21 protein-coding genes are annotated in these 21485 nt (G+C 63.5%); 11 read left to right on the top strand and 10 right to left on the bottom strand.

Features of this window, described 5'->3' with window-relative positions; genetic code table 11:
• Positions 1–71 precede the first annotated feature (71 nt).
• Positions 72–1451, bottom strand: a complete 1380-nt coding sequence (gene xseA / locus QEN71_RS02835) for an exodeoxyribonuclease VII large subunit (protein ID WP_201650678.1) — start codon at positions 1449–1451, stop codon at positions 72–74.
• A gap of 592 nt (positions 1452–2043) precedes the next feature.
• Here xseA and lpxK point away from each other — a divergent pair.
• The 5 genes from lpxK to QEN71_RS02810 all read left to right on the top strand — a co-directional run bounded on the left by lpxK (position 2044) and on the right by QEN71_RS02810 (position 6096).
• Entirely contained in the window at positions 2044–3060 is a 1017-nt protein-coding gene (gene lpxK, locus QEN71_RS02830; RefSeq protein ID WP_201650679.1) for a tetraacyldisaccharide 4'-kinase, read from the top strand.
• Entirely contained in the window at positions 3041–3244 is a 204-nt protein-coding gene (locus QEN71_RS02825) for a Trm112 family protein (RefSeq protein ID WP_007180583.1), read from the top strand. Before lpxK ends, QEN71_RS02825 begins: the two co-directional genes overlap by 20 nt.
• Before the next feature lie 128 nt (positions 3245–3372).
• Positions 3373–4191 (top strand): 3-deoxy-manno-octulosonate cytidylyltransferase, encoded by an 819-nt coding sequence (kdsB, locus tag QEN71_RS02820; RefSeq protein ID WP_201650680.1) that lies wholly within the window; start codon positions 3373–3375, stop codon positions 4189–4191.
• 245 nt (positions 4192–4436) lie between these two features.
• Entirely contained in the window at positions 4437–5102 is a 666-nt protein-coding gene (adk, locus tag QEN71_RS02815; RefSeq protein ID WP_201650681.1) for an adenylate kinase, read from the top strand.
• Positions 5103–5337: 235 nt separating this feature from the next.
• Positions 5338–6096, top strand: coding sequence for a 3-hydroxyacyl-CoA dehydrogenase (locus tag QEN71_RS02810; RefSeq protein WP_201650682.1), 759 nt, complete (start codon positions 5338–5340; stop codon positions 6094–6096).
• 82 nt (positions 6097–6178) lie between these two features.
• On the opposite strand, the gene QEN71_RS02805 is transcribed toward QEN71_RS02810, so the two are convergent.
• Together QEN71_RS02805 and murJ are read right to left on the bottom strand one after the other, a co-directional pair.
• The gene (locus QEN71_RS02805; RefSeq protein WP_201650835.1) at positions 6179–7021 is read right to left on the bottom strand and encodes a SirB1 family protein; all 843 of its coding nucleotides are present in this window, start codon (positions 7019–7021) and stop codon (positions 6179–6181) included.
• 5 nt (positions 7022–7026) lie between these two features.
• A complete protein-coding gene (gene murJ / locus QEN71_RS02800; protein ID WP_201650683.1) occupies positions 7027–8577 on the bottom strand; it encodes a murein biosynthesis integral membrane protein MurJ in 1551 nt (516 codons plus the stop codon).
• A 486-nt stretch (positions 8578–9063) separates the two neighbouring features.
• Here murJ and rpsT point away from each other — a divergent pair, with 486 nt between their 5' ends.
• Positions 9064–9342, top strand: a complete 279-nt coding sequence (rpsT, locus tag QEN71_RS02795) for a 30S ribosomal protein S20 (RefSeq protein ID WP_201650684.1) — start codon at positions 9064–9066, stop codon at positions 9340–9342.
• 201 nt (positions 9343–9543) lie between these two features.
• On the opposite strand, the gene QEN71_RS02790 is transcribed toward rpsT, so the two are convergent.
• Positions 9544–9879, bottom strand: coding sequence for a DUF3579 domain-containing protein (locus tag QEN71_RS02790; protein WP_201650685.1), 336 nt, complete (start codon positions 9877–9879; stop codon positions 9544–9546).
• Positions 9880–10341: 462 nt separating this feature from the next.
• Between QEN71_RS02790 and argF the strand changes: the two genes are divergently transcribed.
• Entirely contained in the window at positions 10342–11271 is a 930-nt protein-coding gene (argF, locus tag QEN71_RS02785; RefSeq protein ID WP_201650686.1) for an ornithine carbamoyltransferase, read from the top strand.
• A gap of 98 nt (positions 11272–11369) precedes the next feature.
• Here argF and murB read toward each other — a convergent pair whose 3' ends face one another.
• On the bottom strand, positions 11370–12410 hold the full coding sequence (murB, locus tag QEN71_RS02780) for a UDP-N-acetylmuramate dehydrogenase (protein ID WP_201650687.1): 1041 nt from the start codon (positions 12408–12410) through the stop codon (positions 11370–11372).
• 172 nt (positions 12411–12582) lie between these two features.
• Between murB and QEN71_RS02775 the strand changes: the two genes are divergently transcribed.
• On the top strand, positions 12583–13068 hold the full coding sequence (locus tag QEN71_RS02775; protein WP_201650688.1) for a YajQ family cyclic di-GMP-binding protein: 486 nt from the start codon (positions 12583–12585) through the stop codon (positions 13066–13068).
• A 62-nt stretch (positions 13069–13130) separates the two neighbouring features.
• Here the strand turns inward: QEN71_RS02775 and plsY are convergent, their stop codons facing one another.
• Both plsY and ybaK read right to left on the bottom strand, forming a co-directional pair.
• On the bottom strand, positions 13131–13760 hold the full coding sequence (plsY, locus tag QEN71_RS02770) for a glycerol-3-phosphate 1-O-acyltransferase PlsY (protein ID WP_201650689.1): 630 nt from the start codon (positions 13758–13760) through the stop codon (positions 13131–13133).
• Between the two features lie 158 nt (positions 13761–13918).
• Positions 13919–14410: a Cys-tRNA(Pro) deacylase gene (gene ybaK, locus QEN71_RS02765; protein ID WP_201650690.1), complete on the bottom strand. Its 492-nt coding sequence runs from the start codon at positions 14408–14410 to the stop codon at positions 13919–13921.
• A 142-nt stretch (positions 14411–14552) separates the two neighbouring features.
• Here ybaK and QEN71_RS02760 point away from each other — a divergent pair, with 142 nt between their 5' ends.
• Positions 14553–16136, top strand: a complete 1584-nt coding sequence (locus tag QEN71_RS02760) for a class I adenylate-forming enzyme family protein (protein WP_201650691.1) — start codon at positions 14553–14555, stop codon at positions 16134–16136.
• A gap of 36 nt (positions 16137–16172) precedes the next feature.
• On the opposite strand, the gene xerD is transcribed toward QEN71_RS02760, so the two are convergent.
• From xerD to queG, 3 genes are read right to left on the bottom strand one after another with little or no spacing between them, the layout of a single operon-like run.
• Positions 16173–17108, bottom strand: coding sequence for a site-specific tyrosine recombinase XerD (xerD, locus tag QEN71_RS02755; protein ID WP_201650692.1), 936 nt, complete (start codon positions 17106–17108; stop codon positions 16173–16175).
• Positions 17105–17575, bottom strand: a complete 471-nt coding sequence (locus tag QEN71_RS02750; protein WP_201650693.1) for a methylated-DNA--[protein]-cysteine S-methyltransferase — start codon at positions 17573–17575, stop codon at positions 17105–17107. Before QEN71_RS02750 ends, xerD begins: the two co-directional genes overlap by 4 nt.
• A gap of 31 nt (positions 17576–17606) precedes the next feature.
• Entirely contained in the window at positions 17607–18899 is a 1293-nt protein-coding gene (gene queG, locus QEN71_RS02745) for a tRNA epoxyqueuosine(34) reductase QueG (protein ID WP_201650694.1), read from the bottom strand.
• A 17-nt stretch (positions 18900–18916) separates the two neighbouring features.
• Here queG and tsaE point away from each other — a divergent pair, with 17 nt between their 5' ends.
• Together tsaE and QEN71_RS02735 are read left to right on the top strand one after the other, a co-directional pair.
• Complete coding sequence (tsaE, locus tag QEN71_RS02740) at positions 18917–19471, top strand: tRNA (adenosine(37)-N6)-threonylcarbamoyltransferase complex ATPase subunit type 1 TsaE (protein WP_201650695.1); 555 nt, start codon at positions 18917–18919, stop codon at positions 19469–19471.
• Positions 19453–20988, top strand: coding sequence for an N-acetylmuramoyl-L-alanine amidase (locus tag QEN71_RS02735; protein ID WP_201650696.1), 1536 nt, complete (start codon positions 19453–19455; stop codon positions 20986–20988). Before tsaE ends, QEN71_RS02735 begins: the two co-directional genes overlap by 19 nt.
• Positions 20989–21485 lie beyond the last annotated feature (497 nt).

Here is a 21485-nt window from a genome sequence, read left to right as displayed (position 1 = left end):
GCGTAATTAATGCTCGCGCAGCGTGTTTTCACATGTCATACGAAGGTCAAAACTACTGTGGCGATCAGCACTTAAAAGCCATCCGTAAGACGCGGCTGAACATCCGACAACGCGATATCCGCCGAGCCTTCCGCGAGGTGAACGGTCATGCGCCGGCCCGGCTTCAATGCAGATGGCGCACGCACCGCGCGACCGTTTTGCGCATCGAGCAAGGCTGCGTAACCACGTTCGAGCGTGCGTTGCGGACTCAATACTTCGAGCCGCGCGGCAAGCGTTTCCACGCGCGCAACGTGTCTTTCATGTTGACGCAACAGTGCACGGTCGAGGCGCTCTGAAAGGCCCGTCACTTTCGAACGATGCGACGTGAGATCGGGACGCCAGCGCTGCCAGCGCATCTGCACGAGCGAGAAACGCGCACGCGCATCGCGCACGGGCCGCGCACCCGCCGACGCGAGCCGCACGCTCAGCTGCTGCAAGTGCGTGCGTTGCCGCGCGAGTCGTTCAGCGGGCGACACGAGACGCCGCGCGAGCCAGTCGAGCTGTTGTGCGCGTCGCTCCATCATGCGTCCGAAGCCACGCGCGAGCGTCGCATGCCGATGATCGAGATCGCGCAACAGCAGCACGCGTTGCGGGCTGACGAGTTCGGCGGCGCCCGTCGGTGTCGGCGCGCGGACGTCGGCGGCGAAGTCGGCGATCGTGAAGTCAGTTTCGTGACCGACGCCGCTCACGACGGGCACCTCGCTCGCCGCGATCGCGCGCGCCAGCACTTCTTCGTTGAACGCCCACAAATCTTCGATCGAACCGCCGCCTCGACACACGATCAGCACATCCACTTCGCGCCGCCGGTTCGCCGCTTCGACCATCGCGGCCAGCTTCGCGCTGACACCTGCACCCTGCACGGGCGCCGGATAGACGATCACGGGAATGTGCGGCGCGCGGCGTGCCAACGTAGTCAGCACGTCGCGCAACGCGGCCGCCTGCAACGACGTGACGATGCCGATCGAACGCGGATGCGCGGGCAGCGCGCGCTTGCGCTGCGGATCGAACAGACCTTCGCCTTCGAGTTGCGCCTTGAGCCGCAGGAACGCTTCGTACAGTCGGCCCTGACCTGTGCGGCGCACCGCTTCGACGTTCAATTGAAGTTCGCCGCGCGGCTCGTACATCGTGACGAGCGCGCGCACTTCGATCTTGTCGCCTTCGCGCGGCGTGAATTCGGCGTATTGCGCGCGGCCGCGGAACATCACGCAGCGCATCTGCGCCTGCGCGTCCTTGATCGAGAAATACCAGTGCCCGCTCGCGGCGCGCGTGAAGTTCGACACTTCGCCCGACACCCACACGAGCGGAAACGAGCGTTCGAGCATGGTCCCGATCGCGCGATTGAGCACCGAGACGGGAACGACGGCGTCGCCGCCCGCACCAACAGGGGACGAGAACTGACTTTCGGAATTCATGCGAAGAATGGTTTTGACAGGCCGGACAGACGATAGACCGATCGGCCAGTCAGGTCCAGCGTGTTCTCAACGTCTTTAGCCGGATTGTTAAAAGTGTCCACATGTCGGGAGCGCCGTGGAAGACGACCTCAAAACCGCGCCAGAGCCCACTTAATACCAATTAACCAATTGATTTTTATGGATTTTTCATCTTTTAAAAGTTCCCTTTTGCCGACGCGATGCTTGCGGGGCGGCCATTCCGACAGATTGCAAGGCAGGTTCTCCACAAAGTTATCCACAGGCTATGAATAAAGCATTCGCCGTGCGCGGCGGGCCTCTGAACGCCGTCCCGACTTGCAGCCGACGCCGCCCGCGCGCTAGAGTGCCGGGTTCTGGCGGAATCTGGCGCCCGTCGCGCGAGCGATCCAAGCCAATGGTTTTTCGCCGCTGCCGTCCTTTGTTGTTCGTTTGTTGCGTTCGCTTGTTGTCCACGTATCGTGGTTCCCTTGATCATCCAACCGCCGATGCAACCGACCGCCCGGAGATGCCTGCTGATGTCCGTGTCCGCCCTGTCCGTCCCGTCTGACGCGCCGCGCAAGCCGGCTGCCCGCCGATGAGCGATCTCGCTTCCCGCCTCGAAACGCGTATCGCGCGCGAGTGGCAGCAGCGCGGTCCGCTCGCGTGGGCGATGACGCCGCTTGCGTGCGTCTTCGGCGCGGTCGCGCTCGGGCGACGCGCGGCGTTCAAACTGGGCTGGCTGAAGTCGGTGCGTGTGCGCGTGCCTGTCGTGATCGTGGGCAACGTGACGGTCGGCGGCACGGGCAAGACGCCGACGGTGATCGCGCTGGTGCAGGCGCTGCGCAGCGCAGGCTTCACGCCTGGCGTCGTATCGCGCGGCTACGGCGCGAAGATTACGCAGCCGACGCTCGTCACGCCGACGTCGAAGGCGTCGCAAGCTGGCGACGAACCGCTGCTGATCGCGCGCCGCACGGGCGCACCCGTGTTCGTCTGCCCCGATCGCGTCGCGGCCGCCGAGGCGCTGTGCAAGGCGCATCGCGATGTCGACGTGATCGTCAGCGACGACGGCTTGCAGCACTATCGGCTGGAACGCGACGCGGAGATCGTCGTGTTCGATCACCGGCTGGGCGGCAACGGCTTCCTGCTGCCTGCCGGACCGTTGCGCGAGCCGCTGTCGCGCCAGCGCGACGCCACGCTGATCAACAATCCCTACGACCGCGCGATGCCGCCGTGGCCAAACACCTTCTCGCTCGATCTCGCGCCCGGCGACGCGTGGCATCTCGACAATCCGCGTCTGCGCCGCCCGCTCGCGCAATTCAAAGGCGAGCGCGTGCTCGCCGCGGCGGGCATCGGCGCGCCCGAGCGCTTCTTCGCGACGCTGCGCGCGGCGGGCCTCTCGCCCGACACGCGCGCGTTGCCCGATCACTATGCGTTCAGCACGAATCCGTTCGTCGACGTGGACGCCGATGCGATCCTGATCACCGAAAAGGATGCGGTAAAATTGGGGTCCTGGCATGACGCGCGGCTTTGGGTCGTTCCCGTCGAAGCCACGCTCGATCATCGCCTCATTGCACTTGTTGTGGAGAAAGTCCGTGGACGCTCGCCTGCTTGAAATTCTCGTTTGCCCGATCTGCAAGGGTCCGCTCAGCTACGACCGCGCCGCGCAGGAATTGATCTGCAACGCGGACAAGCTCGCCTACCCGATCCGCGACGGCATTCCCGTCATGCTCGTCGACGAAGCGCGGCAAACGGTCGAAGGCACGCCTGTCGATCTGAACCCCGGCTCCGTGGCCTGAGCGCCGTTGCGTGCAACGCGGCATCGCATGATGACGCCTCGCACGCCGGTCGCAATACGAACTCGCATACCGCGCCGCCTGTGAGGCGGCGCGTCTTTCTCAGCCTCGCCGAGGCCGCTGTCACTTCCATGAACGACACCCAGCACACTCCGCCCTTCATCGCCGTGGTCCCGGCGCGCCTCGCTTCGACGCGTCTGCCGAACAAGCCGCTCGCCGATATCGGCGGCAAGCCGATGGTCGTGCGCGTTGCGGAGCGCGCGCTCGAATCGGGCGCGCAGCAGGTGCTGGTCGCAACCGATGCGCAAGAGGTCTTCGATGTCGTGCGCGCACACGGCATCGACGTGATGATGACGCGCGCCGATCATCCGTCGGGCACCGACCGTCTCGCGGAAGTAGCCGCGCATTACGGCTGGAGCGACGACACGATCGTCGTCAACGTGCAGGGCGATGAGCCGCTGATCGATCCCGCGCTGGTGCGCGGCGTAGCGTCGCACCTTGCTGCAACGGACGGCTGCGTGATCGCCACGGCCGCGCATCCCATTCACGATCCCGCCGAAGTCTTCAATCCGAATGTCGTGAAGGTCGTGCTCGATGCGCGCGGCGTTGCGCTGTACTTCTCGCGCGCGCCGATTCCGTGGGCTCGCGACGCGTATCAGGCGCACTGGCCGAACGTCGCGCAGATGCCTGCGCCGCCTGCGCCCGCCGCCGTTCATCGGCATATCGGGCTGTATGCGTACCGCGCGAAGTTTCTCCGTACTTACCCGAGTCTCTCCATCTCGCCGATCGAACAGAGCGAAGCGCTCGAACAGCTGCGCGCCATGTGGCACGGCGAGCGCATCGCCGTGCTCGTCACGCACGACGCGCCTCTGCCGGGTGTCGACACACCCGACGATCTTGCCCGTGTACAGGCGTTTTTCGGGTCGTCAGCGCAAAAAGGCATGGCATAATCGATCGTTCGCGCGATTCATCCGATATCGATGCACATTGATCGATATCACCGTTCGCCCGTATTTTTAATTCGCCTGTTTTGCCGTTTGCTTCGCAGCGCCGTTCACACGTGCAGCGCGAAGCCGGCAGCGAAAAGCTGCCCGGCAATCAGAGCGGACAACAAAGAATCAAGAGCGTTGACTGCAGCAGAGATAATCGATGCGCGGCGCGCCAGACAGAATTTACATAGATCTGGAGATATCAAATGCGTTTGATCCTGTTGGGCGCTCCTGGCGCGGGCAAGGGCACCCAGGCGAACTTCATCAAGGAAAAGTTCGGCATTCCGCAAATCTCGACGGGCGACATGCTGCGTGCAGCGGTGAAAGCGGGCACGCCGCTCGGCATCGAAGCAAAGCGCTACATGGACGCGGGCGAACTGGTCACGGATGAACTCATCATCAATCTCGTGAAAGAGCGTCTGCAAGATTGCGACTGCGCGAACGGCTATCTGTTCGACGGCTTCCCGCGCACCATTCCGCAAGCGGAAGCGATGAAGCAGGCAGGCGTCGCGATCGACTACGTGCTGGAGATCGACGTGCCGTTCGACGAGATCATCACGCGTATGAGCGGCCGCCGCATGCACCCCGCGTCGGGCCGCACGTATCACGTGAAGTTCAATCCGCCGAAGGTCGAAGGCGTCGACGACGTGACGGGCGAACCGCTGATCCAGCGCGACGACGACAAGGAAGAAACGGTCAAGAAGCGCCTCGACGTGTACGTCGCACAGACCAAGCCGCTGATCGACTACTACAACGGCTGGGCGCAGAACGGCGATGCGTCGACGTCGCTGAAGGCGCCGCAATATCGCCGCATCTCGGGCCTCGGCTCGGTCGATGAAATCCGTGCCCGCGTGTTCGACGCGCTGAAGTAATCGCGCATCGCGCGCAGCACACAAAAGAACCCGCCTTTTACGGCGGGTTTTTTATTGCGCGCTTATTGCTCGCGTGGTTCGTTCGGAGCACTGAGCGCAGCTGCTCAATAACGACGCACACGCGTCATTCGTCCTATGCCGTTTGCGCGGTTTGACGCGTGAGAGCGACCCGTTAAAATCGATCGGCGACAACAATTCCAAATCACGCGATCACGCATTCCATCAAGGAGAAGACATGGACATCAAGGACAACGTGTTTCTGGTCACGGGCGGCGCGTCCGGCCTGGGCGCCGCGACGGCGCGCCTGTTCGCGGAGAACGGCGGCAAGGTCGTGCTCGCGGACCTGAACCACGACGCCGGCGAGGCGCTCGCGAAGGAACTGGGCGGCGTGTTCGTCAAATGCGACGTGAGCCGCGAAGACGATGCAGCACAAGCCGTCGAAGCCGCGACGAAGCTCGGCGCGCTGCGCGGCCTCGTCAATTGCGCGGGCGTCGCGCCTGCCATGAAGACGGTCGGCAAGGACGGCCCGCATCCGTTGCATTCGTTTGCGCGCACGGTGTCGATCAATCTCGTCGGCACGTTCAACATGATTCGCCTCGCGGCGGCAGAGATGTCGAAGCTCGAGCCGAACGCGCTCGGCGAACGCGGCGTGATCGTGAACACGGCGTCCGTCGCAGCGTTCGACGGACAGATCGGTCAGGCGGCGTATGCGGCATCGAAAGCGGGCGTCGCGGGCATGACGTTGCCGGTCGCGCGCGATCTGTCGCGCAACGCAATCCGCGTGATGACGATTGCGCCGGGCATCTTCGAAACGCCGATGCTGCTCGGCATGCCGCAAGAGGTGCAGGACGCGCTCGGCGCGATGGTGCCGTTCCCGCCGCGCCTCGGCAAGCCGAACGAGTACGCAATGCTCGTCAAGCAGATCTTCGACAACCCGATGCTCAACGGCGAAGTGATTCGTCTCGACGGCGCGATCCGGATGCAGCCGAAGTAAGCGCGTTTTGGGTGTCGCTTGAAATGAAAAACGCCTGCGTATTGGATTACGCAGGCGTTTCCGGTTGCAGCAAGCGGTCTGGTCAGTCGCGGTCGTTGTGCTGTGTGCGCTGCCGCAACTCCAGCAATTGCGATTCAACGACAGTCGCATCTTCGGCATCCGGCCGATCGCCGAGATAACGTTCGAGATCTTCGAGCGCGGGCCGCAAGTAATCAAGCCGCGCATACGCGAAGCCGCGATCGCGCACTTCCTCGATGCTGTCCGGCAGCGCGATCACCAAACGCTGCTGAACGGCGAGCAGCCGCTGCCAGCGCTCCGTCTGCAGATACGTCGCCTTCAGATTGCGCAGCATGCGCGCGATGATCTCGCGGCGCGTCGCGGGCTGAAGCAGCATGCGCAGCGCGCGGCTCACCGATTCGCCCGCCTTCGCCACGTAAGGCTCCAGCATCTCGACCATCTCGGCTTCCGTCAGCGGATGGCCCGTAGTCGGATCGATCATCGCGTCGCCTTCGGGCAACGTGACACGCAGCAGGAAGTGTCCGGGGAATGCGACGCCGCGCACGGGAATATCGACCTGCGACGCCATCTCCAGATACAGCACTGCCAGCGAGATCGGAATGCCGCGCCGGCGCTTGAGCACCATGTTGAGGTGGCTGTTGTCGGGATCGTAGTAATCGTTGACGTTCGCCGCGAAACCCAGCTCGCGGAAGAAGTAGCGATTCAGAATGACGACGCGCTGCTGGATGTCGGCGTCGTCGGGAATGCGGCGCTTGACGCGCAATGCGAGTTCGTCGATCTCAGCGAGCACCGCTTGCATATCGAGATCGGGATAGGCGTCCTGCGCAAGCGAAAGCGCCGCTTCCGTGAGCGGAAGCCCATCGTCCTCGGCGACGAGCGCACTGAAATAGTCGAGAACCCGGGTCATCGTGATCACTTCACTCGCCTTCTGAAATACGCGTACTTGAAGCCCATCAGCAAGAGCATACCGAAATATAACGCCGCGAACAGCACGAGGCACGCCGCGAGGAGCACCATGCGCCGCAGCGGTTCGGCATGCATGCCGATCCAGTCGAAGTTGATCGCGAACCAGTGCATCACGCCCGCGAGCACGAGGCACGCGCCGATCAACTGCACGAAGAACACCGACCAACCCGCCGACGGCATATAGATGCCGCGCCGCCGCAAGCCAATGAACAGGCACAGCGCGTTCACGCAAGCGCCGAGCCCCACAGAGAGCGTCAGCCCCGCATGCGCGAAGATCGGCACGAACACATAGTTACTCAGCTGCGTGACGACCAGCACGAACACGCCGATCTTCACAGGCGTCTTGATGTCCTGCTTCGCGTAGAAGCCGGGGGCGAGAATCTTGATCAGGATGAGGCCGATCAGGCCGACGCCGTAGGCGGCCAGCGCGCGCCCCACCATCACGACGGCGTTGCCGTCGAACTTGCCGTAGTGGAACAGCGTCGCCGTGAGCGGCTCGGCGAAGAAGAACAGCGCGACAGCGCTCGGCGCGGCGAGTAGAAACGTGACGCGCAGGCCCCAGTCGAGCAGCGACGAATATTCGTGCGCGTCGGCATCGACGTGCGCTTTCGACAGGCTCGGCAGCAGGATCGTGCCGAGCGCGACGCCGAGCAGCGCCGTCGGGAATTCCATCAGACGGTCAGCGTAATTGATCCACGACACCGCACCCGGCCCGATGTGCGACGCGATGTTCGTATTGATGATCAGGCTGATTTGCGCGACAGAGACAGCGAACATCGCCGGCACCATCTTCGCGAGCACGCGCTTGACGCCGCGATGCGCGAGCGCCTTCAGCGGATTGAGCCCGATGCGCGGGATCATGTCGATCTTTTTGAGGCCCGGCAGCTGCACGATGAACTGCGCGATGCCGCCCGCGATCACCGCCCACGCGAGCGCGTACACGGGCACCTTCATCAGCGGCGCGACGAACACGGCCGCGATGATGAACGAAACGTTCAGCAGCACGGGCGCGAACGCGGGCAGCGAAAAATTCTTGTACGTGTTCAGCACACCCGACGCCAGCGACGTCAGCGAGATGAACACGATGTACGGGAACATGATCCGCGTCATCGACACGGCGAGCGCGAACGCCTGGCCTTCTCCGCGCAGACCGGAGGCGACCACCATCACGACCCACGACGCACCCAGCACGCCCAGCAGCGACATCACGGCGAGCGCCCAGGCGAGCACTGTCGAGGTGGCATCGACGAGCGCCTTCGTCGCGTCGTGACCTTGCTGGTTCTTGAACTCGGCGAGGATCGGCACAAAGGCCTGCGAAAACGCGCCTTCGGCGGAAATGCGGCGCAGCAGGTTCGGAATGCGGAAAGCGACGTAGAACGCGTCGGTGTACTGGCTCGCGCCAAAAGCGCGGGCGATCAGCGTCTCGCGGGCCAGTCCGGTCACGCGCGAAAGCAGCGTGAAGCCGCTGACCGTCAGCAGGGCTCGGAATAGATTCATGGGGCGCTTATTATACGGGTGCGTCCGGGGCGGTCAGTGTGTCAGGGCCACGATTCGTGGCGATTCGAAGGGTTTGGGACCGATTTGCCGCAAAGGCGTTCGATTTGACGGCGAATTTGTGAACGAAAGGTGTCGACCGGGAAACCAGCCGACACCTCGTGCGTCCACCCGCACAACGGCACGGCGCTCCCAGAGCCGCACCGCGCTGCCCCGGCCTGCGACAGGCCATCCGCCACGCCGTCGCGCGCTGCGGTTGCCACGTATCTGATTTTGTTGCTATAATCGCCGGTTTCGAAGCTCGCTAAACCTTTTGCCTCGGTTTTTGCTCTACGCAACCCGGGCCAGAACGGGCGAGATTTCACGGTAGTTCTCAGTCGTTTTGTCTATTTGCGCCCTTGAGCAATCGCTCTCAAGGGTTCGATCTAAAAGCAGCGCCTGCCCTTTCTAAGGCTGGCACTGGAAACAGGAACAGGATAAGGAACCGTCATGGCTAACTCCGCACAAGCACGCAAGCGCGCCCGCCAAGCCGCCAAGGCAAACTCGCACAACTCGGCGCTGCGCTCGAAGTACCGCACGGCTGTCAAGGCTGTCCGCAAGGCAATCGATGCCGGCGACGCAGCGCAAGCCGCTGAAATCTTCAAGGCATCGGCAAAGACGCTGGACATCATTGCCGACAAGAAAATCGTTCACAAGAACAAGGCAGCTCGCCATAAGAGCCGCCTCGCTGCAGCCGTCAAGGCTCTGCAAGCGCCCGCAGCGCAGTAAATTCACGAATCCGGCAGCTCGCTCAGGCGGGCTGTTTCCTGTTTCCGCTGCGTCATGAAAGCCCGCTTTGGCGGGCTTTTTTGTTTTGCACGTCACTTTGATCTTGAGTGACCAAAAGCCAGCGGACACAAAAAAACCCGCCGATGCGGGTTCCATTGTTCGACTGCCTGCGCCGATGTCGACGCACCGGAAACCTGGCGCTCAGCGTGTCGGTGCCTTGCGCGCTTCGTGTTCCGGCGGCAGTTCGCACGCCTCGGTGACGAGCAGATCGTTGTCTTTCGCGAAGTTCATGACGAAGTCGAAAGCCATCGGCTCGATGTCCCGCAACCGCGAATCCACAATCACGCACTTCAGATCGCCGAGCAACGTGGGGCGCACGTAATGCGAATACTGCAGACGGGCATTCGGCCCTCTCGCGCCCGGACCGTAACACGACATCACGCCCGCCAGCCGTTCCGACCAGTCGCTCGGACGAAACTTTCGTCCACTCGACGTAATGCCTTGAATGAAATATTCGGTTGGGGGTGTGTCGGCCATGTACGAAACCCTGTGTGACTGCCCAGCGATCTGCCGGTGATAAGCCCGCGAGGATATTGCCTGAAAACGCTGTCTGAACACGTCTCGCGACCGCGCGAAGCAGCAGTTGATATGCCGTTCGTCTGCCACGAACAACCAGCCAGGACACCTCGGGCAGCAGCCATGATGGCACACGGCGCGGCGCATACGAGTGCGCCAGCGGATGCGCGGAAGCCATGTCCTGCAAGCGTAGGAGCCTGCCCGCCGGGCTTTGAGAAAACTTTGAGATTATAGCGCAGCCAGGGTTTTTCCGCACCGCACACAAGGCTCCCGGAACAGACCTTTGCAGATTCCGACAGGCACGACATGTCTTCTGGCTGACTCGTCAAAACATTCAAAATCCTTTATGCTGATTTGAGTTACCACAAACAACGGCGGCACAGTCCGGCATCTTCGTCCGGGTGAACCCGCCGTATTTGTTTTATGACCGCCAAGACTATCCGCCACTATCTGCAGTTCAACGATTTCTCGCTGGAAGACTACGAGTACGTGCTCGAACGCGCGCGCATCCTGAAGCGCAAGTTCAAGAACTACGAGACGTATCATCCGCTGCACGACCGCACGCTCGCGATGATCTTCGAGAAAAACTCGACGCGCACGCGCCTGTCGTTCGAAGCGGGCATTTTCCAGCTGGGCGGTCACGCCGTCTTCATGAGCACGCGCGACACGCAGCTCGGCCGCGGCGAGCCAATCGAAGACGCGGCGCAGGTCATCTCGCGGATGGTCGACATCATCATGATCCGTACGTTCGGCCAGGACATCATTCAGCGCTTTGCGGAAAATTCGCGCGTGCCCGTCATCAACGGTCTGACGAACGAATACCACCCGTGTCAGGTGCTGGCCGACATCTTCACGTACTACGAGCATCGTGGCCCGATTCGCGGCAAGACGGTCGCCTGGGTCGGCGACGCGAACAACATGCTGTACACGTGGATCGAAGCGGCGCAAATCCTCGGTTTCAAGCTGCGCCTGTCGACGCCGCCGGGCTACAAGCTCGACCGCGCGATGGTCGCGCCCGAAAGCGCGCCGTTCTTCGAAGAATTCGACGATCCGAACGAAGCCTGCAAGGGCGCCGACCTCGTCACCACGGACGTCTGGACCAGCATGGGTTTCGAGGCAGAAAACGAAGCACGCAAGAAGGCGTTCGCCGACTGGTGCGTCGACGCCGACATGATGGCGCGTGCCGACAAGGACGCCCTCTTCATGCACTGCCTGCCCGCGCATCGCGGCGAGGAAGTGAGCGCGGAGGTGATCGACGGGCCGCAGAGCGTCGTGTGGGACGAAGCCGAAAACCGCCTGCATGTGCAGAAGGCGCTGATGGAGTTTCTGCTGCTCGGCAAGCTGAATCACTGAGCCTGCACGGCAACGCGCCGTCACAAAACAAAGCGCCGGATTCGACATCCGGCGCTTTTTGTTTCAGGCTTGCGTCCAAAGCAGACGCTCGAATCCGCTCACAGACAAACCGGCTCGGCCTCCAGCTCCACGCCGAAGCGCTGCGCCACGTCTTGCTGGATCGCCTTCGCGAGCGCCAGCACTTCGGCGCCCGTCGCGCCGCCGCGATTCACGAGCACCAGCGCCTGCCGTTCATGCACGCCTGCCGCGCCCAGCGCGCGCCCCTTCCAGCCACAACGGTCGATCAGCCAGCCCGCCGCGAGCTTCACGCGCCCATCCGGCTGACGATACGAGACGATCTCGGGCTCCTTGGCAAGCAGCGCGTCGAACTGCGCCGCCTCGACGACAGGATTTTTGAAGAAACTGCCCGCGTTGCCGAGCGCGAGCGGGTCGGGCAGCTTCGCACGCCGCACGGCGACGACGGCGTCGAAGATAGCCTGAGGCGTCGGCGTTGCGTCGCCGAGACCGACGGCGGACAGCTCGCGCGCGATATCGCCGTAACCGGCGCGCGGCACCCACGCTTTCGGCAGCCTGAACGTCACAGACACGATCACGAAGCGCTCGCGCCCTTCCTGCTTGAAGACGCTGTCGCGATAGCCGAAGCGGCACGCGTCGGCGTCGAACTCGACGGTTTCGCCCGTCGCCAGTTCGACCGCGCGCAGCGACGCGAAGCGCTCGCACATTTCCAGCCCGTACGCGCCGATATTCTGGATCGGCGCCGCGCCCACCGTGCCGGGAATCAACGCGAGATTCTCGAGACCGGGCATGCCCTCTGCAAGCGTCCACGACACGAACTCGTGCCAGTTCTCGCCCGCGGCCGCTTCGACGTACCACGCGTCGTTATCTTCGCGGACGAGCTTGCGGCCACGCAGCGCGACCAGCAGCACGAGTCCGTCGAAATCGCCCGTCAGCACGACGTTGCTGCCGCCGCCCAGCACGAGCCGCCGCAGGCCCACGACACGCGGATCGCGCACGGCGGCGAGCAGCTGGGCCTCGCTTTCGATCCGGCACGCAAGGCGCGCGCGCACGTCGAAACCGAAGGTATTGTGCGGCTTGAGCGGAAAATCGGCGATAAACGGAAGCGGTTCGGACTGGGACATCGGATGTTGTGGCAAACGCCCGGCAGAACCTGCGCAAGCGGTAAGGAAGCCGCTCGCGAGCCTTGGGCAAAAGAGAAAGGCGTCGGTAAAATGACACCGGTCCGTGATTATAGCGAGTGCGTCGCGCGCAGCCTTCTGGCGCCGCACGCTTTGAAACAAATGGGAGAAAGCAATGCCATCGTTTGACGTCGTCAGCGAAGCGAACATGATCGAAGTGAAGAACGCGATCGAGCAGTCCAACAAGGAAATCTCGACGCGCTTCGACTTCAAGGGCTCGGACGCCCGCGTCGAGCAGAAGGAACGCGAACTCACCGCGTTCGCCGACGATGAATTCAAGCTCGGCCAGGTGAAGGACGTGCTCGTGTCGAAAATGGCGAAGCGCAACGTGGACGTGCGCTTCCTCGACTACGGCAAGATCGAGAAGATCGGCGGCGACAAGGTCAAGCAGGTCGTCACCGTGAAGAAAGGCGTGTCCGGCGATCTGGCGAAGAAAATCGTCAAGCTCGTGAAAGACAGCAAGATCAAGGTGCAGGCGAGCATTCAGGGCGACGCGGTGCGCGTGACGGGCACCAAGCGCGACGACCTGCAAAGCGTGATCGCGATGCTGCGCAAGGACGTGACCGACACGCCGCTCGACTTCAACAACTTCCGCGATTGATGTTCGCCGTCATGCGCCGGTTCACTGGCCGGCGCGTGACAGTCTGAACCGCAACTGCGGTTTCAGTGCTTGTTCGCCGCCGCTTCGGCCTTCTTCTTGTCGCCGATACGGCTCTCCTGCCCCGCCACCAGCTTCGCGATGTTCGCGCGGTGACGCCAGATCAGCAGCGCGCTCATCGCCACGATGGACAGCGCGATCACGTTCGCGCCGAACAGAAAGCCGTCGAACAGCGGCGCAAAGATCGCCGCGCACAGTGCCGCCAGCGACGAATAACGCGTGAAGAACGCGACGATCACCCAGGTCAGCAGCGTCGCGATACCGAGAATGGGATTGATCGCGAGCAGTACGCCCGCCGCCGTCGCCACGCCCTTGCCGCCCTTGAAGCGGAAGAAGATCGGATACAGGTGGCCGAGAAACACGGCGATCGCGGCGATTGCGACGGACGTGTCGTCGAGTCCGAATTGCGCCGAGAAATGGCCCGTGAGCCAGACGGCGAACCAGCCTTTGAACGCGTCGCCGATCAGCGTGAGAATCGCGGCCTTCTTGTTGCCGCTGCGCAGCACGTTGGTCGCGCCGGGGTTCTTCGAGCCGTACGAGCGCGGATCGGCCAGTCCCATCGCGGCGCTGACGATCACGGCAAACGACACCGAGCCGATCAGATAGGCCAGGACGGCGACAATCAGGTTTTCCATGTTGAAACTCTTATCAGTATCGGAAAGCGCACCAGGCGACGCTGGTCTCCATGTGCCGCATGCGCAAGACGCGCCGGCGCACCACGCGCCGCCGCAACGGCGCACATTCTACCGAACCCTTCACGTGCTTTTACAAGCGGAAGCAAAGTCCACCGCGCTCATTCGACGCTCGCGCATTGCACAGCCTTCGCCGACAGCAGCGACGTAACCACGCCGGGCTCGATGCTCACCAGAAAGCCGCGCCGCCCGCCGTTGATATAGATCCGGTCCATTTCGAGTATGGTCGATTCGACGTACACGGGCATCGTCTTCTTCGTGCCGAACGGCGACGTGCCGCCGATCATGTAACCCGAATGCCGGCTCGCGACTTCCGGCTTGCACGGCTCGACGCGTTTCGCGCCGATCTGCCGCGCGAGATTTTTCGTCGATACCGTGCGGTCGCCGTGCATCAGCACGATCAGCGGCTTCGCGTGCTCGTCTTCCATCACGAGCGTCTTGACGACGTGATGCTCGTCGACGCCGAGTTGCCGCGCGGATTCTTCCGTGCCGCCATGGTCGACGTAATCGTAAGGATGCTCGCCGAACTCGACCTTGTGACGACGCAAAAACTGCGTGGCAGGCGTTTCGGAAACGTGTCTGGATTTGCTCATCGGCGCATTGTAATGTCCGCGCGAGCCGACGTGCCATTGGCCGAACGGCCAATTGTGCGGGCCTCGGGGCTGTGGCACGATCGTTCGGAACGCGTCTTCCATGAAGTTGAAGCGTAAACTCCCGCCGTCAAAGGAGGCATCGTTGAATACAGCCCAGCACTCGCCTGACGGCTCGCAGTCCGTCCCGCAATCGGTCGACGTGGCCGCGCTGCTCGCCGCTCTCCCGGAACGCATCGCTGACATTCCGCGGCGCATCGCCCTGCGCGATCCGCAGCACGTTGCGCTGATCGAAGATCGCCGGCGTCTCACGCGCGCGCAACTCGTGGACGCCGTCGACGCCGTCGCTGCATTACTCGCCGAACAGGGCGTGCGCGCCGGCGACCGCGTGATGATCGTCGCGGAAAACAGCGTCGTGCAGATCGTGCTGATGTTCGCGGCCGCGAAGCTCGATGCCTGGGCGTTAATGTCGAATGCGCGGCTGTCGGCGGCGGAACTCGACGCGATCCGCACACATGCGCAACCGCGCCTCACCGCCTATGCCGTGGACGTATCGCCGGATGCTCGGCAGCACGCCGAACGCCACGGCGCGCAGCCGGCACACCAAATTGCAGCGGACATCGGCACATGGTCGTACGCGCTCGACAACAACGCGCAAGCGGAACCCGCCGAAGCCGCAAGCGACCGCCAATGTGCCGCGCTGATCTACACGACGGGAACGACGGGCTCGCCCAAGGGCGTGATGCTCTCGCACCGCAATCTGCTGTTCATCGCGGCCATCTCCAGCACGCTCAGACGCGTCAATGCCGATGACATCGTGTATGCCGTGCTGCCCATCTCTCACGTGTACGGCCTCGCGTCGGTGTGCCTCGGCAGCCTGTATGCGGGCGCGACGCTGAGGCTCGCGCCACGCTTCTCGCCCGACGCCGTGCAACACGCGCTCGCCGAAGAGCACGTATCGATCTTCCAGGGCGTGCCCGCGATGCACGCCAAACTGCTCGAATATCTGCAGGCTAAGGGCTTACCGTGGTCCGCTCCAAAGCTGCGCTTCGCCTATTCCGGCGGTTCGCCGCTCGACGCCGCGTTGAAGTCGCGCGTCGAAAGCGTCTATGGCGTCACGCTGCACAACGGTTACGGCATGACCGAAAGCAGTCCGACTGTGTCCCAAACGATGATCGAATCGCCGCGCACCGACTGCTCCGTCGGTCAGGCGATTCCAGGCATCGAAGTGCGTTTCGTCGGACTGGATGGCGTCGACGTCACGCAAGGGGAAGTGGGCGAGCTATGGGTGCGCGGGCCGAACGTGATGCTCGGCTACTACCGTAACCCGCAGCAGACGCAAGCCGCCGTCACGGAAGACGGCTGGCTCAAGACAGGCGATCTCGCGCGTCAGGACTCAGATGGCGCGCTGCATATCGCCGGGCGCAGCAAGGAGCTGATCATCCGCTCGGGCTTCAACGTCTATCCGGCGGAAGTCGAGCATGTGCTAAATGCGCATCCCGATGTCGTGCAATCAGCGGTGATCGGGCGCGCCGTCGAGGGTAACGAGGAAGTCGTGGCGTTCGTCGAACTGACGGGCGGCGCGACTGCGACGCCCGCCGATCTCGCCGCGTGGTGCGAAGCGCGCCTCGCGCCCTACAAGCGCCCTGCTGAAATCAAGGTGCTCGCCGCGTTGCCCGCGGCATCGACGGGCAAGATTCTCAAGCACCGGCTGCGCGATCTGGCCTGAATCACACGAACAAAGCGCAAACAAGCACGGCCAAAGTCAGCCGCGCGGATGGTGCGTCGCGTGCAGTGACTTGAGCCGTTCGCGCGCGACGTGCGTGTAGATCTGCGTGGTCGAGATATCGGTGTGGCCGAGCAGCAGCTGCACGACGCGCAGGTCCGCGCCGTGATTGAGCAGATGCGTCGCGAACGCGTGGCGCAGCGTGTGCGGCGACAGCGGCGCGTGGACGTGCGCCGTCAACGCGTGACGCTTGATGATGTTCCAGAACTGCTGGCGCGTCATGCCTTCGGCGCGCGCGGTGACGAACAGCGCATCGGCGGAACGCTGGCCGAGCAGCGCGGGCCGCGCTTCGCGCAGATAGCGTTCGATCCATCCGTGCGCCTCCTCGCCGAACGGAATCAGCCGCTCTTTCGAGCCCTTGCCCATCACGCGCACGACACCTTCGTTCAGCCCGACTTCCACCGTTTTCAACGTGACCAGTTCGCTCACGCGCAAGCCGCTTGCGTACATCAGTTCGAGCATCGTGCGGTCGCGTAGACCAAGCGGCGTCGTCACATCCGGCGCGCCGAGCAGCGCTTCGACCTGCGCTTCCGTCAACGTCGACGGAAAACGCGGCGGCTGCTTGGCTGAACGGATGCGCAAGGTCGGATCGGCCGACGCGCGATGCTCGCGCACGGCCCACGCGTAGTAACGGCGAAACACGGACAGACGCCGGTTCGCCGACGTCGATTTGTCGGCGGAGCGCGCCGCACTGTAAGCGGTGAGATCGGCTTCGCTTGCGGTATCGAGCGATGCGTCGCGCCGCTCGGCGAGCCATTCGGAGAAGAGCCGCAGGTCGCGCCGGTACGCATCGAGCGTATTGCGCGCAAGGCCGTGTTCGAGCCACAGCGCGTCGCAGAAGGCGTCGATCGACGCGCCGCTCGTCAGCAGCAAAGGCGACGCGGGTTGCGCGTCTTCGGTCAGCACATCAGTCATGCGTAAGGTACGCCCTCGTGTTTCAGTAGCCAGCGTTTGACGTTGCGATAGTAGCCGTCGCCGCCCGTATGCGCAAAGCCGCCGATGCCGCCCGCGCCGACCACGCGATGGCACGGAATCACGATCGGAAAGAAGTTCGACCCGCACGCCTGGCCGACGGCGCGCGGCACGCTGCCGATGCTCTTCGCGAGTTGCCCGTAGGTGATCACGACGCCGGGCGGAATCTCGCTGATCGCCTTCCAGACGCGTCGCTGGAACGGCGTGCCGACGTCGGCGAGCGGCAGATCGAAGCTCGCCGACGCCTGCTGCAAATACTGCCCGATCTGCTCGACGGCCTGCTTCGCGAGCGGCGAGTCCGGTTCGACGTTCGCCACCGAATCGGGCAGATAAACGATCTCGCGCACGGTCTCGCCTTCGAGCCGGACACCGATCTTGCCGAACGGCGCGTCGATCACTGCGTTGAACATGATGTGCTCACCTCTTTCGCTGAATTCCCGCTCAGGCCGCTTCGAGCGCCCACTCGACATGCTCGCGCACCAGCGGCGACGGATCGTCGGCACGCTTGCGCAATGCATCGATGATGGCCTCGCGCGCGTCGGCGGGCAGCGTATCGCGCGCGGCCCGCAGCGCGTTGCCCATGCCGACGGCGATATTGCGCAGCCAGCATTCGTAGCCGATCCGGCGGATCGCGCTGCCTTGCATGCGCGTGTCGAAATCGTCGGCGCTCCAGCCGAACAGCTCGACCAGCGACGCGCGATCGAGCCCGTGACGCACGTCGAAATCGGCGACGGGCGCGGCCTGCGCGAACTTGTTCCACGGACACACGAGCTGACAATCGTCGCATCCGTACACACGATTACCGATCAGCGGCCGCAAGTCCTGGGGAATACTGCCCTTCAGTTCGATCGTCAGATAGGAGATGCAGCGCCGCGCGTCGACCTGATACGGCGCGACGATCGCCCCCGTCGGACATGCGCCGATACAGCGCGTGCAGCTGCCGCAATGCGCGCCGGGCGTTTCGGGCGCAGTTTCCGGCGAGGTCTCGGCATCCGTCGGCAGCGGCAGATCGACGAAGATTTCGCCTAGGAAGAACAGCGAGCCCGCGTCCCGCTGCAGCAGCAGCGTGTGCTTGCCGCGCCAGCCCGTGCCTGCCTTCTGCGCAAGCTCGACTTCGAGCACAGGCGCGGAATCCGTGAACACGCGATAGCCGTACGGGCCGATCTCGCCGTCGATCCGCCCGGCCAGTTGCTGCAGGCGGTTGCGCATCACCTTGTGATAGTCGCGGCCGCGCGCGTAGATCGACACGACGGCCGCCGACGGGTCGTCGAGACGCGCGCGTTCTTCGAGTCGCCAGTCGTGCTGAACGTCGTCGACGGCACTTTCAGCGCCCTTTCGCGCATCGGGTGAATCGGTCGGATGTGCGCGCAAATGGGCGGGCAAATAGGCCATGCGAACCGAGATCACGCGTCGCGTGCCGGCCACAAGCTCGGCCGGCCGTGCACGTTTCATCCCATGTTTGGCCATATAATCCATCTCGCCGTGGCAACCCGCGTCGAGCCAGGCTGCAAGCCCCGCTTCGGCGTGCGACAGATCGATGTCGCTGATGCCGACTGCGCCGAAACCCAGTTCGCGTCCCCATTCACGGATACGCGAAGCGAGCGCAGCCAGTTGCGCTTCGTCGAAACGTCGCGTGACGGGTGCTTCGTCATCCGTCGCACGGGGCGACGGATGCGGATCGCGCTTCGGGTCCTCTTGTGGATCCGGCGTGGAATGCTGCTGGCCTTGGTTCATTACGCCATTTTACGAGAATGCCCGATCACACCGGACCCGCGAATCGACCTACCGCCGCCGTCCTGCTGGAGCGCCAGTTCGCGCTCGCGGACGAAGCCGCGACCACGGCATTCGGCGAGCGCTTCGCGCATGCGATCGACAGCGTGCGCAACGAAGCGATCGCGACGGACCAGAACCCATTCAACGGCCTCCAGGTGCAGCTGCACGGCGACCTGGGCGCGGGCAAAACGACACTCGTGCGCGCCACGCTGCGCGCCCTCGGACACACGGGCCGCGTGCGCAGCCCGACCTATACGCTCGTCGAACCTTATGCGGTCGAAAGACCGGATGGGGAACTCGAGCTGTATCACTTCGATCTTTACCGTTTCAACGATCCGGCCGAATGGGCCGATGCAGGCTTTCGCGAGTACTTCGATAGCGGCGCAATCTGCCTCGTCGAATGGCCGCAACGCGCGGGCAGCCTGCTGGGCGTGCCGGATCTCGTTTTCTCGCTCGACGTCGACGGCGATGGCCGCTCTCTTGTCGCCAGGGCATACAGCGAAACAGGAAAGGCATGTCTCGAAAGATGTTGATCAAACCGTTCCGCTCGATCGAATCGGCGGCCACCGCGACGCATAACTGGCGTCGCCGGCAGATTCTTCGCGCGGGCGCTTCCACGCTCGTCCTCGGCCTTGCGCCGCGCCTCGCGTTTGCGCAGTCGGTGCTCGGCGTGCGTGTGTGGCCCGCGCGCGACTACACGCGCGTGACCATCGAGTCCGACCAGCCGCTGCAGAACACGCAGCAACTGTTGCAAGGCCCTGACCGGCTGGTGGTCGACCTGAACGGTCTCGATCTCGACCAGGCGCTGAAGGATCTCGTCTCGAAGATCGCGCCGAACGATCCGCAGATTCAATCGGTGCGCGTCGGCCAGTATCAGCCGCATGTCGTGCGGATGGTGTTCGACCTGAAGGGCTCCGTGAAGCCGCAGGTGTTCACGCTGACGCCTGTCGGCACGTACAAGTACCGGCTCGTGTTCGACCTGTATCCCGCCGTCGCGCCGGATCCGTTGATGGATCTGCTCGCGCAGACCGAGCGCAAGGAACAGCAGCTGAAGGAGAACACCGCGCCGCCCGCCGCGACGCTCAGCGGCCCGTCCACGCCGCCCGGCGACAACAGCGATGCCTTCTTCGAGAAGTATGCGCAGAACAACGCGCCGTCGCCTGGTGCGCCCGTGCCGCGTCCGCCCTTGCATAGCGCGCCTGCTCCGCATGTTCCGTCGAAGCCCGCTGCCCCGCCCGCGCCGCCTGTCATTGCGCGCAACAACGACAACGATACGGACAACGACGGCGACGGCAACGACGAATACAAGTTCACCACGCCGAAGAAAGGCAGCAACACGGTGCGTCTGCTGACCGTCGCGATCGATCCGGGTCATGGCGGCGAAGACCCTGGCGCGATCGGCGGCAGCGGCACGTACGAGAAGCACGTTGCGCTCGACATCGCGAAGAAGCTGCGCGCGAAGATCGACGCGCAGCCGAACATGCGCGCGATGATGACGCGCGACGCCGACTTCTTCGTACCGCTGAACGTGCGCGTGCAGAAGGCGCGGCGCGTCGGCGCGGACCTGTTCGTGTCGATCCACGCGGATGCGTTCACGACGCCGGAAGCGAGCGGCTCGTCGGTGTTTGCGCTGTCGGAGCACGGCGCATCGAGCGCGGCCGCGCGCTGGATGGCGAACAAGGAGAACTCGTCGGATCAGATCGGCGGCATCAACATCAAGTCCGCCGACGCGAGCGTGAACCGCGCGCTGTTCGACATGTCGACGACGGCGCAGATCCGCGACTCGATGCGCTATGGCACGTTCGTGCTGAAGGAGATCGGCGGGATCAATCGCTTGCACAAGGGCTCTGTCGAGCAGGCCGGGTTTGCCGTGCTCAAGGCGCCGGATATTCCGTCGATTCTCGTCGAGACTGCGTTTATCAGTAACCCCGAGGAGGAGCGTCGTTTGAATGACGACGCGTATCGGGAGAAGATGGCTAACGCCATTATGAGTGGCATTAAACGGTATTTTGCGGCTAATCCGCCGCTGGCCAAGAGTCGGATGACTTAACGTTTTTTGTCTGCGACGCTAGGCGCTATTCTGGGTTTTTTGCTTTTTCGTTTTTTTGCTTTCGCTGCGCTGGCATCCGCGGTTTCGTAGCGGTTTATTAGCGTCGCCCCTGTGCGGGGCGGCACCTACTTTTCTTTGCAGCGGCAAAGAAAAGTAGGCAAAAGAAAGCCGCTTCAAACCTCCGGTGCCTGCCAGAATAACGCTACGGCACACGGTCTTTGAGCTGTCGCGCAGCGACGCCAACACTCCGTAGAAAGCCCGCAGTCAGGCGCGCGCAGCGCGCAAGATGACATCCACTCGGGGCACATTCGGTCGGCTTGTTTTCGTGTGTTTGCCGTCGCTTTGATTGCGGCGGTATGTGCTCCAGACTGTGTGGGTTTTCGCGCCGTGAGCGGTTGACTGCGGGCTTTCTACAGCGTGCGGACTTCGCTGCGCGACAACTCAAAGAACCTGTGCCGTAGCGGTATCCTGGCAGGCACCGGAGGTTCAAAAGCGGC

Origin of the sequence: Paraburkholderia sabiae (assembly GCF_030412785.1) — a bacterium.
Classification (GTDB): Bacteria; Pseudomonadota; Gammaproteobacteria; order Burkholderiales; family Burkholderiaceae; genus Paraburkholderia; species Paraburkholderia sabiae.
The sequence above is the reverse complement of the archived record's forward strand: the minus strand, read 5'-3'. Positions and strand labels throughout refer to the sequence as shown.